The 15,812-nt window shown below is 50.7% G+C and carries 16 protein-coding genes and 2 pseudogenes; 12 read left to right on the top strand and 6 right to left on the bottom strand.

Features of this window, described 5'->3' with window-relative positions:
• Window positions 1-26: 26 nt before the first annotated feature.
• The 3 genes and pseudogenes from MHB82_RS32090 to MHB82_RS07395 all read left to right on the top strand — a co-directional run.
• Window positions 27-259 (top strand): annotated as a pseudogene (locus MHB82_RS32090) (IS1595 family transposase); the annotation flags it as partial.
• Window positions 260-517: 258 nt separating this feature from the next.
• On the top strand, window positions 518-1,432 hold the full coding sequence (locus MHB82_RS07400) for a phosphotransferase (RefSeq protein ID WP_095360486.1): 915 nt from the start codon (window positions 518-520) through the stop codon (window positions 1,430-1,432).
• A gap of 405 nt (window positions 1,433-1,837) precedes the next feature.
• A complete protein-coding gene (locus tag MHB82_RS07395) occupies window positions 1,838-2,362 on the top strand; it encodes a DUF5412 family protein (RefSeq protein WP_341174284.1) in 525 nt (174 codons plus the stop codon).
• Window positions 2,363-2,445: 83 nt separating this feature from the next.
• Here the strand turns inward: MHB82_RS07395 and MHB82_RS07390 are convergent, their stop codons facing one another.
• From MHB82_RS07390 to MHB82_RS07370, 5 genes are read right to left on the bottom strand one after another with little or no spacing between them, the layout of a single operon-like run.
• Window positions 2,446-3,570, bottom strand: coding sequence for a glycosyltransferase family 2 protein (locus MHB82_RS07390; protein ID WP_341174283.1), 1,125 nt, complete (start codon window positions 3,568-3,570; stop codon window positions 2,446-2,448).
• Window positions 3,571-3,624: 54 nt separating this feature from the next.
• The gene (locus tag MHB82_RS07385; protein WP_341174282.1) at window positions 3,625-4,371 is read right to left on the bottom strand and encodes a class I SAM-dependent methyltransferase; all 747 of its coding nucleotides are present in this window, start codon (window positions 4,369-4,371) and stop codon (window positions 3,625-3,627) included.
• Complete coding sequence (locus tag MHB82_RS07380) at window positions 4,358-5,833, bottom strand: nucleotide sugar dehydrogenase (RefSeq protein ID WP_341174281.1); 1,476 nt, start codon at window positions 5,831-5,833, stop codon at window positions 4,358-4,360. Before MHB82_RS07380 ends, MHB82_RS07385 begins: the two co-directional genes overlap by 14 nt.
• A gap of 32 nt (window positions 5,834-5,865) precedes the next feature.
• A complete protein-coding gene (locus MHB82_RS07375) occupies window positions 5,866-6,855 on the bottom strand; it encodes a polysaccharide biosynthesis protein (protein WP_341174280.1) in 990 nt (329 codons plus the stop codon).
• Between the two features lie 18 nt (window positions 6,856-6,873).
• Complete coding sequence (locus MHB82_RS07370) at window positions 6,874-7,563, bottom strand: glycosyltransferase (RefSeq protein ID WP_341174279.1); 690 nt, start codon at window positions 7,561-7,563, stop codon at window positions 6,874-6,876.
• A gap of 250 nt (window positions 7,564-7,813) precedes the next feature.
• Here MHB82_RS07370 and MHB82_RS07365 point away from each other — a divergent pair, with 250 nt between their 5' ends.
• Window positions 7,814-8,524 carry a GT-D fold domain-containing glycosyltransferase gene (locus MHB82_RS07365; protein ID WP_095360492.1) on the top strand — a complete coding sequence of 237 codons (711 nt, stop codon included), beginning with the start codon at window positions 7,814-7,816 and terminating at the stop codon, window positions 8,522-8,524.
• A 145-nt stretch (window positions 8,525-8,669) separates the two neighbouring features.
• Here the strand turns inward: MHB82_RS07365 and MHB82_RS07360 are convergent, their stop codons facing one another.
• Complete coding sequence (locus MHB82_RS07360; RefSeq protein ID WP_341176604.1) at window positions 8,670-9,086, bottom strand: hypothetical protein; 417 nt, start codon at window positions 9,084-9,086, stop codon at window positions 8,670-8,672.
• A 181-nt stretch (window positions 9,087-9,267) separates the two neighbouring features.
• Here MHB82_RS07360 and MHB82_RS07355 point away from each other — a divergent pair, with 181 nt between their 5' ends.
• The 8 genes and pseudogenes from MHB82_RS07355 (at window position 9,268) to MHB82_RS07320 (ending at window position 15,788) form a co-directional block, all read left to right on the top strand.
• Entirely contained in the window at window positions 9,268-10,389 is a 1,122-nt protein-coding gene (locus tag MHB82_RS07355) for an RluA family pseudouridine synthase (protein ID WP_095360494.1), read from the top strand.
• A gap of 54 nt (window positions 10,390-10,443) precedes the next feature.
• Window positions 10,444-11,022, top strand: a complete 579-nt coding sequence (locus MHB82_RS07350) for a DUF1273 domain-containing protein (RefSeq protein WP_341176603.1) — start codon at window positions 10,444-10,446, stop codon at window positions 11,020-11,022.
• Between the two features lie 112 nt (window positions 11,023-11,134).
• Window positions 11,135-11,971, top strand: coding sequence for an adenosylmethionine decarboxylase (speD, locus tag MHB82_RS07345; protein WP_095289300.1), 837 nt, complete (start codon window positions 11,135-11,137; stop codon window positions 11,969-11,971).
• A gap of 180 nt (window positions 11,972-12,151) precedes the next feature.
• A pseudogene (locus MHB82_RS07340) lies at window positions 12,152-12,643 on the top strand (GNAT family N-acetyltransferase); the annotation flags it as partial.
• Window positions 12,644-12,760: 117 nt separating this feature from the next.
• The gene (locus MHB82_RS07335) at window positions 12,761-13,192 is read left to right on the top strand and encodes an NUDIX domain-containing protein (RefSeq protein ID WP_341176602.1); all 432 of its coding nucleotides are present in this window, start codon (window positions 12,761-12,763) and stop codon (window positions 13,190-13,192) included.
• A 16-nt stretch (window positions 13,193-13,208) separates the two neighbouring features.
• Window positions 13,209-13,730: an ankyrin repeat domain-containing protein gene (locus MHB82_RS07330; protein WP_341174278.1), complete on the top strand. Its 522-nt coding sequence runs from the start codon at window positions 13,209-13,211 to the stop codon at window positions 13,728-13,730.
• Window positions 13,731-13,938: 208 nt separating this feature from the next.
• Complete coding sequence (locus MHB82_RS07325; RefSeq protein ID WP_095360498.1) at window positions 13,939-14,448, top strand: sigma-70 family RNA polymerase sigma factor; 510 nt, start codon at window positions 13,939-13,941, stop codon at window positions 14,446-14,448.
• Window positions 14,449-14,450: 2 nt separating this feature from the next.
• On the top strand, window positions 14,451-15,788 hold the full coding sequence (locus MHB82_RS07320; RefSeq protein ID WP_341174277.1) for a DUF4179 domain-containing protein: 1,338 nt from the start codon (window positions 14,451-14,453) through the stop codon (window positions 15,786-15,788).
• The last annotated feature ends 24 nt before the right edge of the window (window positions 15,789-15,812 follow it).

The following is a 15,812-nucleotide window of genomic DNA, read 5'->3' as shown; positions in this document are numbered from 1 at the left end:
GTAGTGCAGAGCAGTTAAACGATGAAGTCACGCATGTCACCTTGTTTTACTGGCGGCATAAGATTCTTTCCGCTCTGAAGCTGATTCCAACCGAAGCATTTCAAGATATTGTTGAAATGGACGAGACCTACTTTCTTTACTCGGAAAAGGGCAAGCGGAATATTGCCGAACGCAAGCCACGTAATGTGGCGGCAAAGCGAAATACCATGGTATAAGCCACGATCAAGTGTGCGTGCTGGTTGCCCGTGTCCGTCAGAAAAGATCGCCTCAATGGTGTTGCAACAAATTATTTGCAGAATTGCTTGGCGTAGTTTCGTTACTTAGACAGCAAGGAATTTGAGAATACCGCATCGAATAAGAAAAATATGTTGGTCAAATCGTGCCTGTTTACTGTGACCGACACAAACACCAAACTTCGACTTTCTGCTTATTCTTGTTAAGCTAACGGGCAGTTATGCGTAACTTCCAGTGAATGTAAACATCTAAATATAGTAAGGAACGAGGAGGCAGACAATTCATGGGAGGAACGAATGTATGGGATGCGGAGTGGGAGGTTAACGAAGAGCAGGCGCGGGCGCTGATCGGCAGACAATTCCCTCAGCTGTCATCGAAGCAAGTGAAGCGATTGGGCTGGGGCTGGGACAATACGGTTTTTCTCATCGGTGACGAGTACGTGTTCCGGTTTCCAAGAAGAACGATTGCAGTTGGCTCGATTCGTATGGAAGGGAAGCTGCTGCCGAAGCTGGAGTCATATATGACCATCCCCTATCCGAAACCGTTGTTTTATGGCGAAGCCAGTGACGAATACCCGGCACCATTTCTTGGCTATGCCTACGTGCCAGGAGATTTCCCAATCGGTTTGACGGAAGAACGCCGGGCTTTATCGGCAGAGACGCTGGCGAAATTTTTGCGGAGATTGCATGAGTTTCCGGTGCAGGCTGCGCTGACGTGCGGAGTTCAGCAAGATCATCGAAACTTGACGGACATAGCATCGCGCAAAGTTAAATTGGAGGGCTTTCTATCGAAGGTGGTTGAACACTTGTCGCCGGAGGAGTCCGGTGTGATCGAAGCGTATATTAGCAGGCTGCAAAAGGACCGTGTCGAGGCGGTGAATGCACTGCTACATGGCGATCTTCATTTCAAAAATATGCTTGTGAATGAGAACGGGATCGTTTCCGGCATCATTGATTGGGGCGATCTGAGCGTAGGCCATCCGGCTTGCGATTTGAGCGTTGCTTATAGCTTTTTACCACCTTACGCTCGCGGCATGTTTTTCGAAACGTACGGAGGAGCGGACGAGGAAACGAAGCTACTGGCGCGGCTGATCGCGGTATACATCCCCATACTGATCTTAATGCAAGCGGTCGATGACGGGGATGAATCGATTGCGACAGAGGCGAAATCCAACATCATGCGGGCACTGTCGGATTAGGCTCATTATATTCGTTGCGGCTATGGGGCTATGGCTATCGGCACCATTTTGTCGTTTAAAGGCCGCGATAAGGTACGATCCGCCTTCTCTGATGTCGCTTTATGTTGAGGAACACGAAATTCAACAGAGTAAGTCGTTGCTCTAACGGGACACGATAGCAATAAACCGCCTTTTCAACGAAGGCGGTTTTCTTATGGTCAAATATCAACATTAGAATTTAACATAGCCTAAATAAAAGAAAGCAGGATTTGCACTTAGGTACTGAATATTAGGATATTTTTAACTTATTTGTAATCATTAAATCAATTCCTATGATATCATCATTAAATGCAGCTTTAAATGATTCACATGAATAAAACCACCTACATATCCATGTCATTTGACTCCAAAGGAGGCAAAACATCAATGGAACGCCACCAACTGGCTAATTCGAGTTCATCCTCAACCAAGTCCCGTAAGCTCTGGATACGCAGACATCCCCTCCTCACGACATTCGCCTTATTGATCTTCATGCCGTTATTCTTGCTCGTCGCCTATTTCAACCTTCGTCCTTACTTCTCAACATTTGACCGTTCTGAACAAGGAGAACTAAGCTATTCTATGCCTTCACGGAATAGAGAATATACAGCTGAGATTTACGGTTTACCTTACGGCGGTGCAGCCGGTGGAGTAACCATCTGGGTGGATGTGAGGAAAACGAATGATTCGGATGCCTCCCGAGTGAAAACCATCTATCGCGCCGAGCATCACGGGAATAACCATCTGGAATGGGAGAGCGAAAACACACTTCGGATCGAAAACTGGAGTGAATACTCGGATGAAACCACGACGCTCAACATTCACGACGAAATCTTTGATGGCCGGGGCTGGGCCTGCAAAAGCCTGCGCATGAAGGACCAGTATGTGCGGTGTTTAACCCCTGAACAATAAAATCCAACACAAAAGCAGCTCTGCTCGCCAAATTTCTAGGCAAGAGAGCTGCTTATTTCACTTCTATTAACCTATCCTTACCTTCAAGACTGTGCTTCGTCCTGCTCTTTACGATTCCGAATCTCTTTGCGTAAAATGGCTTCCAGCTTCTGACGATTATCCAGCAAGCCGAGATCGCTCGGCAGATACTCGCGGGCTTTCGTGTTATGCATGAGTGCCTGTTCCCAATTACCCAGATGGGCATAACAGAGGGATAAACGTGCATGCGGCAGCCAGGTGCGGCAGGCTGTGGGTACCGGCCGCAGACCCGTGTCACGGCTGCTCACATCTACAGCCTGCATATACCAGTAGATGGCTGAGACCAGTTCCTGCCGTTCATGAAAGCAGGCCGCGATCCCACAGCAGAAATCCGCATGCGGCAGATCGTACTGGAACGACTGCAGCAGAGCACCCAGCTTGCATCCCGGCTGCCCCAGCCGCTCATAACATTCCGCCAGCCTCGCACAGGCAATGAGCCGATCCTCGCGATAGCCGCTGGGCTGTTCCAGCAGCTTCGCGTACCCCCGAGCCGCCGCCGCATAACGCTGGCGGTCATAACATTCGCCTGCATAGTAGAACAGCAGGCGACCCTGGGCTATGCCCTCTTCGGCGATCCATTTGCGCAGAATGCGCACGTTACGCGCCGAATGATGGCCCGCTTCGCGGCGGTGCGTGACGGCAATGTCTGCCGTAATGACCCCACTCGCCGGGAAGCTGAGCTGCTCGTGCAGCCGGCCTTGCCAGCGGCACCCGGCATCCCGCTTGACCAGGCGAAGCCTGCGGTCCGTCACAAGCGGACTCCCCTCCGGCCCCTCGGCCAGCGTATAGTTCAAGATCACAGCTGCCGTCTCCCCCTCGGACGGCAGCTGCTGCTTCAGCTTCTCCAGCTTCGCCCGCTCCGCTGGCAGCAGCACATCATCCGCGTCCAGCCACAGGATATATTCCTGCGTGGCCTGGTCGAAGGAGTAGTTTCGCGCCGCGGCAAAATCATCCGCCCACTCATACGTGAAGATCCGGTCGGTATACTGCGCAGCGATATCCATCGTACGGTCGGATGAACCGGTATCCACAATGACGATCTCGTCCGTAATTCCAGCTACCGAATCCAGGCAGCGCGCAAGCGTGCGTTCCTCGTTCCTCACAATCATGCACAGACTGATGGTGATCACGTTCCCGTGCCCCTTCCTGTCGTACGCGTATTTCGTTGGTTCTGCCTTCTCCCGTTACCCTTCTACATTCTCCTGACGGCGAAGCCTTTTCACCTGCTCCACCGCTTGGTCCAGCGCTTTCTTGCGCTGTTTCATCAGGCGAAGATGGTTCTGCTCAACCTCAGCAAAATGTACATGATCCATCTGCATCCACTCCGTCACTTGTTTCAGGGTTGGCGACATATGCAGCTGTGTTTTCCGCCGCTTGCGGGCCACGCAACATAAATATTTATGATGAACCTCCAGCTTCAAGACTTCGAAATACGGCATCAGGCACATGGCGAGGTTTCCTGCATAGAACGTCTGCTTGTGGTCATAGAACGGATGATAACCATACGGCACAGTTACGATCAGCGTCCCTTCCTCCTGCAGCAGCCGGTGAACTTGAAGCAATAAGGTCTCCGGATGGGCAAAATGCTCCAGCACTTCTCCGAGCAGCACGGTATCGAAGGTGGTCTTTACTTTCCACTGCGTAATGTCCAGCATGCGAAAATCCACATTGTTCCGTACAGGTTTGGACTCTTTGGCGAGCTCTACCTGCGCATACCGGATACTCTCTTCTTCCAGATCGACTCCTGTTACACGAAACCCCTCACGCGCCAGCAAAATGGAGGTAATCCCCTGACTGCATCCAACGTCCAGAATTCGTTTGCCGGTGGCTTCCCGGCACATCCAATGGATGCGGGTCCGGGTGGCTTCATGTGAATCTTCCGAGTTGATCTCGCCATAATACCGTTCACTTACGCGATCATGATTCGCCATGAGTATCCCCCGATTTCTCTGGAAGATGTGCAGGTTCTTCCTTGGCTCCATCCTGAACTTCCTCTGTATTCTGCATTACTTGTTCCTCTTCATTCACTTGTTCCTCTTGCACATCATGCGCTTCTTGGACAGTTTGCACTGCTGTTATCTCATGCCGATTAGGCTGCCCCAGTACCACTATATGTCCCCCGTGACACCCGGCTGTCGCATTCCGAGTATCGAAAATGAGCTTCGCATGATCCGCCATCTCCTGATAATTGAAGCCCGAATGGTCAGTCGTGACAATGACCAGATCGGCCCAGGTCCACAAGCCCGGCACAGCAGGCTGAGACTGAAGCACAGAGCCATCATCCTTGCGGAAGACCGGTACCATCGGATCTGTGAAAACAACCTCTGCTCCCGCTGCGCTCAGCAGGCGGAAGACGTCCAGCGCTGGCGATTCGCGCAAGTCGTCGATATCCTTTTTGTAAGCCATGCCTGCCAGCACAATACGCGCTCCCTGAACCCGCGTACCTGCCTGTTCCAGCAGTGCTGCTGCACGCTGAACCACACGCTCCGGCATTTGTCGATTCGTCGCGTCTGCGAGTGTGATGAATTGCAGATCTGACCCCTGCCGGTTAGCGGCCCAGGATAGATAGATCGGGTCAATGGGGATACAATGCCCACCGATGCCAGGACCGGGGTAGAACGGCATATATCCAAACGGCTTGGTTGCTGCCGCGTTCAGCACTTCCCAGATATCCACACCCATTTGTTCACAGGCAGGTGTGAGCTCATTCACCAGTGCAATGTTCACACTGCGAAACGTATTTTCGAACAGCTTCGCCGTTTCGGCCACGGTTGTTGAACTAACGGGTACGACCTCATTGAGGAACGAGCCGTAGAATTCTTTTCCATAGGACAGGCAGGCAGGCGTTGAACCACCGATAATTTTCGGGGTATTTTTCACACCGTAGCTAGCGCTGCCCGGGTCAACCCGTTCAGGAGAATAACAGACATACAATTGTTCACCTGCTCTCCAGCCAGTGGCTGCTTCAAGCGGCTGCCTCACATGCTCCTCCGTTGTACCGGGGTACGTCGTGCTTTCCAAAATAACCAGGCTTTCCTCCTTCAAATAAGGAGTCATACCATCCACCGCGGCAGCAATATATGAAATATCAGGCTGATGATCAGCCGTCAGCGGCGTAGGTACACATATAATAATGACATCGGCCTGCATTACTGCGGCATAATCCGTACCGGCTGTAAACAGTCCGGCTTGGGTGAGTGATTGTATGGCCTCATCTTCAATCCCGATGACATATGAATCACCCGCACGCAGTCTTGCCACCTTGAAAGCATCAATATCAATCCCGTGAACGCGATAACCGGCATGTGCCATCTCCACCGCCATGGGAAGTCCGACATAACCGAGACCAATCACGACGGCTTTCAGGGAGCGGCTGTTTATTCTGTCCTGCATAGTTTCCCCCTCCAAACGCTCCGCCTCCCTAGTTAGTCGATATAGCCGCCTGCACGTAAAAATTCCGCAATGCCCTGCTGCTTCATCATGTCACTGTCCGAACGGTACTCGGAAAAGGTCACGTGGGGCAGTTTACGATATGCATCGGTCAGGCGCTTGTCCGGTTCCTGCGGCAGGATCACGTAATATTGCTCATCGTATTGATAGGTACGCGGCGCCTCATAAGGCGAAATCAACACTTCATGCAATTTCTCGCCTGGGCGTATGCCGGTAACCTTGTAGTCGCTCGCCGGGCGTCCGGCCTGTTCCAGCATGACTGACGCCAGATCCGTCATTTTGCAGGCTTTCATTTTCATCACAAATGTCTCCCCGCCTACCGCAGCTTCAGCCGCCTTGAGCAGCAGGTATATGGCTTCCGTACGGGTTAGGAAAAAACGGGTCATGCCCTTGTCCGTAATGGTCAGTCTTTTGCCTTCATCGATCTGGCGACGGAATAGCGGCACCACACTGCCGCTTGTACCCAGTACATTGCCGCCGCGGATGCAGACAAACCGGGTGTGTTCACTCAGCCAATTGGCGCGGATCATCATTTTTTCGCCAAGAGCCTTCGTCATGCCGTATACGTTAATCGGATCTACGGCTTTGTCGGTCGAAACATCGATGACTTTGGGAATCTGCATGCGGATCGCGGCGCGGATAATATTCTGCGTGCCGATGACATTCGTTTTAAATGCTTCGTCCGGCTGGTCCTCGCATACCGGAACATGTTTTAATGCAGCCAGATGAAAAAGGACGTCCACACCCTTGCACGCATCCTCCACTGCGCGGTAATCCCGGATATCCCCGATAAGGAAACGCAGACGGGCATCATGGTTGAATTCCCGCTTCATGGCAATCTGGGCATATTCATTACGCGACAAAATACGAATCTCGGCAGGGTCCTGTTGCAGCAGGACCTCAGTCAGCTTTTGACCCCAGGAGCCTGTTCCTCCAGTGATCAGAATCGTTTGTCCTTTAATCATGGATGAATCCCTCCCTGGTCAGTTCATGAATTCACGTAATACCTGAGCCATCTCGTCCGGGCTTAACCGGTCTTTTGGCGGTACCTTTTTAACCGACGTGTTGTTTGAATGAACGATGTTGACATAATTACGCGGAGCCAGCAGCTCGTGCGGCAGATCAATGACATTGCCATGCGTACCTCTGCCTGGAAGCTTAACCCGGTATCCAGCTGCATACTCGGACGTTTTATATAAATAGACATAGAATTGAGGTGAACGGTGAAATGCCGGGGCCATCTCGTTATTCACGCTGTCCCACAGATATCCGTTCTGATTGATCAGGGCCATCGTCTGCGGCTGTGGCTTTACGTCATAGAGCTGCTGTACGAAGGTCCGGTGATACAGATCATCCGAATCCAAACGGGCAATATAGAGGTGCTCCGCCCCTTCAGCAAATGCCAAAATCGCCCGCACACTCTCGATATTCGTCCCAAAACGAATGTTGGCAGGGAGCGGTTCCTGCTGTGCGAGAATCTCTCTTATCAGTTCTCCCGATTCCTTGGACAGCTTCACTACCGTCAGAAAATCCTGATTCGTCTGTGCCTTAAGGCAGTGCAATGTAAATCTGCGAAAAATGTCCATGCGCCGCTCCAACCATTCCCTTGTTAATCGCTGCCGGTCCATCCCATAGTTATTGAAATTAATCTCAATCACGACTTTCCTGGACATTACATTCCTCCTCATCCGAATCTGCCAGTCTTCCTTAGCACAGGTCGGATTTCTTTTTTATAGTTTTGGCAGTCGACTCTATAGCGTATGAAAGGAAGAAGGAACCGGTACGGACGCTTGCACTAGTTTCTATATAAATAGATTGATATACACCCCAAGATTGGCCCTTCGGGTTGAACGTACAAAACGTTAAGGGAACGTGAACATAGAATAGAGCAGTTCCATTTTCAAAGGAGGCCCGAAAGCTGCTATGAATTCAAAATATCTTGAAACGGATGGTGTGCTGGATCAGTTGGAAGAGGCAATCAGAGAACAGCGTCCATTCTCTCTTGTTCGCGTTGGGGATGGCGAGAATATTGTCATGTCCCAGGAAACGGTATGGACGACGGAGCAGGTTCTTCAGGAGCGCTGGGCCATTAAGGCCAACCGGGGTCAAAAAGGACTTCGCCTTCCCAACCTGCAGCTCCGGGATGAGGTTGCCGCTTCCCTGCAACGGGCCAGTCTGGTAGGGGTACTTCCACTCGGTGACCTTACAATTAAAGCTCCGGATTATCTCAAAAGACCGCTGACCGACATGTTGTTTGCGCATTTCGGCATCTCTCCAGCGCTCACTTGCCATGCTTGTGTGAATCGGGAACTGGTCCAGATGCCCCGCTTCTGGAGCATGCTTGCAGGGAAACGGGTGCTGCTCGTTACTCGGCAAATCGAGGAACTTCGTGCAGCACTTGTGCAGGAGCCCTATCATCTGAACATCGCTGCTGCTCTTCCCTTCGATAGTTGGGATCAGATGGCAGAAACGCTGCAATGGATTGTAACAAATCAACATACCTTCGATGTCGCTCTCTTCTCCTGCGGGGTCAACGCCGTTGTACTCGCTGAGCGCACGGCAGCACTGGCGGGCAAAGTCGGCATCGACTTCGGCAAAGCCAACAACATCATTTTGAATGGCCGCCCCAACTGATCTGCGGTCAGATCTCAGTAACGCAGCTCAGTATCAGGAAAAAGTCAATATGATTAGCTTCACCTTCACCTTCATATGCTTTTATAGTAAAAATCCCGGACTCGCTTAAGTCCGGGATTTTTGTGTTTGGTCACTTGCTATTGAACTAGCCAGTGGCTGCAATACCATAGAACATCTCTGGTCCGGTACGCACCGATGTGGAGACCCCCGAAATAAACGAGGAGTACACACTCTCCAGGGCCGGTGGAGCGGCCAGATCCTGTGCTGTGAACGAATGGAATTCGACACCAGCGTTCTCACCTACCGTGCCTTCAGCACGATAGATCACATTTTGCGGATTATATGCGCTCCCACGTACGAGCTCAACAACGAACGTATCTCCTGGTTCACCAATAACACCGATCGTACCGTTCAAGGTGATAATCGGATTGGAAACTCCGAGGGTCTGCAAACCAATGGAGCCGAACATTACCGGGGTATTTGATATGTTCACCCCGGGGAATCCTGCAAATGGCGAGTTCATGGAAGTTCTCATATCCAGAAATACACCCAAGAGTAACACCTCCAATGCTGTGGGATACGTTATTCTATGATTCTCGATTCTCGCTCGCTTGGATGGATAACAGATTCGATCCACCTATTTTTATTTGCACCCGGTTAATGGTATATTGAACTGCATAAACGAAATGAACGGATCGTATGCACACAAGCGGTACAGGCTGTTCAGAAGGAGATTAGTATTCATGAATAAACGCAATCGATCAACAGGCCGTCCATCAGCCAAAGGTAAAGGACCAGCGAGTGCCTCGGCAGCACGTTCCCCGAAAGCAAACGCTTCGACTTCGTCTTCTGGTTCTTCCACATCCCGTAATAGCGGAGCATCGAAGAAGCCCTTAATCTCGAAGTCCTCGGCAGCTTCCAAACCCAAACATTCAGGTGCTCCTAAACGCGCGGGCAATGCCCATTATCGTAAACAGGAACCACCTCGCCAATATAAAGTAACTGAGCCGGATGAGCTGCTGAACTTCCTGCTCCAGCATCTAAAATCAGGCCGGAATGCAGTCAAGTCCATCCTGGGACGGGGACAAGTATCCGTAGATCATACCGTAGTCACCAAGTTTAACCATCCGCTGACGCCTGGACAAATGGTATCCATCAGCAAGGAAGGCGCCGTAGCCGCACCAACCATGTCAGGACTTACGATTTTGCATGAAGACGATGACATTATCGTGATTCGCAAGGATGCCGGACTGTTGTCCATTGCAGCAGATCGGAGCGATGAGATCACCGCGTATCGTCAACTGACCGAACACGTACGCCGCACCGATTCGCGGAACCGCATATTTGTCGTGCACCGGCTTGATCGGGATACATCAGGTGTCATGATGTTTGCGAAGAGTGAAGAAGTGAAGCAGAATCTGCAGGACAACTGGAAGGACAAGGTGCAGGAACGCGTATACGTGGCACTTGTCGAAGGTCAGGTAGCCAAACCCGTGGGCACCATTTCTTCGTGGCTGAAGGAGAGCAAAACGCTGAAGATGTACTCCAGTCCACGTCCCAATGATGGACAGCATGCGGTTACACACTATAAACGGCTTCAATCGAACCGTGAATTCTCCCTGCTCGAAGTTCGGCTGGAGACCGGTCGCAAAAACCAGATCCGCGTGCATATGGAAGATCTCGGCCATCCCATTGCAGGTGACAAGAAATATGGTTCTCGCACCAAAACACTCGGACGTCTTGGACTCCATGCACGCGTGCTATCCTTCATTCATCCTACGACCGACGAACTCATGACCTTCGAGACGGATATTCCGAAGCAATTCCTCTATCCTTTCCGTACAGATGCGCCAGCTTCGAAGTAATCTTGTTGGTTGGGCGTTTAGAGGACAAGTCGTGCTGAGAAGGAGGAAGTTAAGCTGAAAAACCTGTTAATTACCGGATACCGGGCACATGAACTGCAAATTTTCGGGCAGAAGCATGAAGGGATTCCCTTCATCAAAAAGGCCATCTCCTCCCGTCTCACACCGCTTGTGGAAGATGGACTGGAGTGGGTGCTGACTCCTGGACAATATGGTGTGGACCTGTGGGCATGCGAGGTGGTACTTGAGCTAAAAAAGACCTATCCCCACTTGAAGCTGTCCATCATCACTGCGTTTCAGAACCCGGAGGAACAATGGAAGGAAGACAAGCAGGAATACTACCGCACCATCCTTCAGGGCGTAGATTACTACGGAGCGGTCAGCAAGCAGCCTTACATCGGCCCATGGCAATTCACAGCACGGGATGACTTGCTGCTGCGCAAAAGCGATGGCATCCTGCTGGTCTATGATGAGGATGCCGCAGAGGGCAGCCCCCGTTTCGTGAAGGAAAAAGCCGTGAAGAAACAGCAGAATGAGGATTACACGATCATCAGTGTCACTTCCGAGGATATTCAGTCCATCGCCGAGGACGAGCGGATGAACAGCGTAAGCGAGTATGATGACTCCTCATTCTAATGCGGCTAGATAAGCCGGAATTCATACTTATGTTTTTTTTGGCGAAAGGTTGGGTATAAGTAGTATTAAAACTGCGATTACCATGTCGTATGGATAAAGGGGAACTGCAGCCATGACATTAACGCCTGAGCAGCGCATTCAACTGCATGGGTTCAACAACCTGACCAAGTCGCTGAGCTTCAATATGTACGACATCTGCTACACGAAAACCAAAGAAGAACGCGAAGCTTATATTGAATATATCGATGAACAGTACAACGCGGATCGGCTGAGCAAAATTCTGAAAAATGTCGCGGACATCATTGGTGCGCATGTGCTCAATATCGCGCAGCAGGATTATGTCCCCCAAGGGGCCAGCGTGACGATGCTTGTCTCGGAAGGGCCGATCGTGGAGGTTCCGGAGGAATCGTTTGAAGAATCCCCAGGTCCGCTCCCGGACAATGTCGTCATGCAGCTCGACAAGAGCCATATCACCGTGCATACGTATCCTGAATTTCACCCCAGTGAAGGGATCAGTACCTTCCGTGCCGACATCGACGTCTCCACCTGTGGGGAAATCTCGCCGCTGAAGGCGTTAAATTATCTGATCCATTCCTTTGACACGGATATCATGATTATGGATTATCGGGTTCGTGGATTCACGCGGGATACGAGCGGCCGCAAGCTGTTTATTGACCATGAGATCGGTTCGATTCAGAACTATATTCCGGACGAGATCAAAAAAGGCTTCGACATGATTGACGTTAACGTGTATCAGGAAAATATTTTCCACACGAAATGTAAACTGAAGGCGTTTGACCTCGACAACTACCTCTTTGGTTATACCAAGGACAAGTTGAGCCAGGCGGAACAGCATGAAATTACGGAGTGGCTGAAGCTTGAGATGGATGAGATTTATTATGGCAAAAATATAAACCGTCCTTCTGTACAGAATTCCGATTCGTTATAATCCATCATCGGGCTATGCGCCCCACCAACAGGGCTTTGCTGACAACCGGGTCGGCAGAGCCTTTTTGCTGTCTTTCGGTAATTGTCTGGCATCCATAGTATAATAAACATACGAGATATTTTTCAGCTTACACGACCTAAAACCTAAAACAGATTACAAATCAAAAGAGGTGTACGCAGCATGGCTCCACGTAACTTGAATGCTTTTCACGGCTCCAAAGTCCGGCTCGCCGCACCATGCCCGGAAGATTGCATGCGTCTGGCACGATACACGGACAATTACGAATATTTGCGCAACCTGGATACAGACATTGCCGTTCCTCTAACCCCGGACGAGACAGGTTCATCTGCCGTTCGAAGAGACAACGGTTTTGAATTTGCCTTGCGAACACTGGAGGACAATCGATTTATCGGATTTACCGCCCTCTACCGAATTGAATGGAACAATCGCTCTGCTCGCCTTGCCATTGGCATTGGTGAAGATAAGGATCGCGGTCAGGGATACGGGAGTGATGCACTAGCCCTGATTATTCGATATGGCTTTCATGAACTGAATCTGAACCGGATTGCGCTGGAAGTGATCGAATACAATGAAGCTGCCAGACGCGCGTACTTGAAAGCCGGATTCCGGGAGGAAGGTCGGCAGCGCTCCGCTGTATTGCGGGATGGAACCCATTATGACCTGATCTCCATGAGCATTCTGGCGGAGGAGTGGGCTGCCCGAACCGGACTTCCGCTGTCGTTCCAATCCACGTCGCCGAAGCTGAAATCCGAGTACTCGGCATCCACTATGCCGGTCGCAGCTGCCTCCGATCAACCTCGTATTGGTGTCGGAGCCGTAATCCTGAACGAACGCAATGAGGTGCTTCTCGTATGGCGGAATCGTCAGCCGGAGCAGTACACGTGGAGCATTCCCGGGGGCAAAGTCGACCCGTACGAATCACTGGAAACGGCGGTCATTCGGGAGATCAAGGAAGAAGTGGATCTGGATATTACCATCGATCAATTGCTCTGCACCGCTGAGACCATTCGTCCGGAACGAGAAGAACACTGGATATCCGTCCTCTACACGGCCCGGAATACCCGCGGCATCGCCCGAAACCTGGAAGAAGGCGGTGCAATTGGTGAGATCGGCTGGTTCCCGCTCCATGACTTGCCTTCTCCACTCGCCTGTTTTGCCGTACCTGCCCTAGAGGCAGCTAAGCGACTTTATATGGATTAGAATGGAGGTCATTCGGTTGAATCAATCCGAAGCAATTCACGCTTTATTTCAGGCAGCACAACATGGAGATGTAACGAACCTGCAATCGGTTCTTGCAACCTTCCCTGAGCTGGCCAATACCGAGAACGGAGATGGGCTTACCCCACTGGGATATGCCTCGCATTATGGACAAGCAGATGCAGTTCATATTCTCCTGGATCATGGAGCAGATGTAAATGCCATTTCTCATTCCAGCATCTCATTCATTCCTTCCAATACGGCGCTGCATGCGGCACTTGCAGGGGAGCGTTCTTCTGAGGTCATCCGTTTGTTGCTGGAACATGGAGCATCTTGCAGCATCCTTGACAGCGATGGACAGAACGCCCTCCATTCTGCAGCATTTCATACGAATCAGGCTGAACTGATCCAACTGCTGCTACAGTATGGTGCGGACCCGAATGCTCTGAATGCGGCAGGTCAAACTGCACTGGACATTGCAACTGAACGCGGCAACCCTTCTACAGCCTCCTATCTGCGAGAAGCAGCTGCAACGAAATAGTAATCCATCACAGGCAAAGTGAAACCAAACTTGAATAACCGTCAGGACTCTTGTTGAACTACAAGAGACAGCCTGACGGTTGTTTGCAATCTGATTCAAGGTACTGAACGAGAATTTGAGCAATAATCTACATATTTTTCTAAACGCAAGAACCGATTGGCCCTTCACACGGTCTAATACGAAACAAAGCCATGAAAGGAGGCGCCATGTGACCCCTACAGAGCTTACTGTTGCCGCACAAAAAGGGGATGCTGAAGCTTTTGCTGCCTTAATGGCAATGCATCAGAGCCGCTTGTATCGGATCGCTTACGCTTACCTGCACAACGAGGGTGATGCCCTGGAAGCGATACAGGAGTCTACATACCGAGCATACCGCAAACTAAAAAAACTAAAAGAGCCTTCATACTTCGGCACCTGGCTCATTCGTATCCTGCTCAATTACTGTGCAGACGAACGCAAACGGAAGAACCGTTACAGCCCCGTCAAGAAGATGCACGAACCGAGCAGCTGGGACCGGCCCGAAGACCCGGATCTCTCCGCAGCAGTATCTGCATTGGACCCGGATTGCAAGCAGATTATTATCCTGAGTTATTTCGAAGGATTCTCCCTGACCGAAACCGCAGAGATCCTCGACATTCCGGTTGGTACGGTCAAATCCCGACTTCACCGGACACTTGGACAGCTTCGTGCTCAGCTAGAAATGAAAGGAGATGTATGATCATGACCGATGAACAGAAGCAGTTTGAGGAGTTGGAACAACGTCTGCATGGACGTAAAACAGAATATGATGCAATCATCGTTCCGGATGCGGCTGTACATCAGTCCGTACAGACCGGAGTACGACAGGCTACACGCAGGCGCAAATCGCGGGTACGCTGGTACATGAGCTCGATCTCCGCAGCGGCCATCATCCTGCTGTTTACCGGATGCATCCGGGTCTCCCCCGCCTTTGCCTCCTTCGTGGAGCAATGGCCTGGCATGGAAGGCATCGTCAGCATGATTCGCCAGGACAAAGGCCTGAAGATGGCGATTGATCAATCCCTGCTGCAGAAGGTCGGGATTACCGACGAGCATGACGGCGCTTCCGTGACCATTGACGGCATAATAACGGACGAGTCACGCATGGTCATTTTTTATACGATAAAAGGCATGAAAGATCCGGAGAAGGGTGAGTATGATATCGACTTGCTGGATGAGAATGGTGACCATCTTCCTGTTGCTTTTGGCTACGGTTCACCGAAACCGACTTCAGACGAAAATGTGTACGAGAATATGATTGATGTTGTTTTTACCGACGAGGCCACCCCTCCCGACGAGCTGAGTGTGGTGTTCAAAACCAGAGGTAAAGCGAATCCAGGAGAATGGAAGGTCACTTTCCCGGTGGACAAAAATTTAACCAAAGGCATGAAGAGAATCCTGCCGGTGAATCAAACATTAACGGTAGATGGGCAGCGTATTGATGTTAAACAAGCTACGCTTTACCCTACTCGTCTCGTGCTTGATGTGGCATTCAATCCAAGGAATACGAAGAAGGTGTTCGGGCTCAGTGATCTTCAACTGGTTGATGAGCAAGGACGTGCATGGAGAACGGACACAACGATGGGTGGCGATGGCGAACGTTCCATTTACTTTGAAAGCATGTATTTCTCCATTCCGAAAAAGCTGACTTTGCAGGGTTCTGGTCTTTCTGGTCTCGATAAGGATGAACTGGATCTCTCCCTTGATTTGGAGTTGGGGAATATTACGGGAGGCCCTCCCACTATGAAGTTTATAGGGAGCCAAATTGTAGGCAAAGACCGGATTCTAATGTTCTCTGTACCAGACATGGAGGGCGGGTTTGCTCTGGGCTTTACTGAAATTAAGGACGAGGCTGGTAAGACTTATAACGTTCCGACCTCAAGTTACCGCTCGGGAGATGGAGATTCTTCGGGGATTACAACTGTCCACTCTACTGTAGAAAACGGAGCAAAAATAAAAGGCCATCTACAAATGAAGCTGAGCACTTATCCAATGAAAATCAAAGCGCCGTTCTCTCTCGAAATTCCCTTGGATAACTAATTCTAAAATAACGTCTGGAATAAA

Source organism: Paenibacillus sp. FSL K6-2862 (genome assembly GCF_038005125.1).
In the GTDB taxonomy this organism is placed as follows: Bacteria; Bacillota; Bacilli; order Paenibacillales; family Paenibacillaceae; genus Paenibacillus; species Paenibacillus illinoisensis_A.
Note: the sequence above shows the minus strand (reverse complement) of the source record. Positions and strands in the feature narration are given on the sequence as shown.

Bases quoted from the DNA above. Each gene is read 5' to 3' on its own strand.
- MHB82_RS07355 (WP_095360494.1), top strand. From the start codon at position 9,268: ATGAATAAACGCAATCGATCAACAGGCCGTCCATCAGCCAAAGGTAAA.
- MHB82_RS07370 (WP_341174279.1), bottom strand. From the start codon at position 7,563: ATGTCCAGGAAAGTCGTGATTGAGATTAATTTCAATAACTATGGGATG.
- MHB82_RS07395 (WP_341174284.1), top strand. From the start codon at position 1,838: ATGGAACGCCACCAACTGGCTAATTCGAGTTCATCCTCAACCAAGTCC.
- speD (WP_095289300.1), top strand. From the start codon at position 11,135: ATGACATTAACGCCTGAGCAGCGCATTCAACTGCATGGGTTCAACAAC.
- MHB82_RS07320 (WP_341174277.1), top strand. From the start codon at position 14,451: ATGACCGATGAACAGAAGCAGTTTGAGGAGTTGGAACAACGTCTGCAT.
- MHB82_RS07400 (WP_095360486.1), top strand. From the start codon at position 518: ATGGGAGGAACGAATGTATGGGATGCGGAGTGGGAGGTTAACGAAGAG.
- MHB82_RS07335 (WP_341176602.1), top strand. From the start codon at position 12,761: ATGCCGGTCGCAGCTGCCTCCGATCAACCTCGTATTGGTGTCGGAGCC.
- MHB82_RS07375 (WP_341174280.1), bottom strand. From the start codon at position 6,855: ATGATTAAAGGACAAACGATTCTGATCACTGGAGGAACAGGCTCCTGG.
- MHB82_RS07365 (WP_095360492.1), top strand. From the start codon at position 7,814: ATGAATTCAAAATATCTTGAAACGGATGGTGTGCTGGATCAGTTGGAA.
- MHB82_RS07385 (WP_341174282.1), bottom strand. From the start codon at position 4,371: ATGGCGAATCATGATCGCGTAAGTGAACGGTATTATGGCGAGATCAAC.
- MHB82_RS07380 (WP_341174281.1), bottom strand. From the start codon at position 5,833: ATGCAGGACAGAATAAACAGCCGCTCCCTGAAAGCCGTCGTGATTGGT.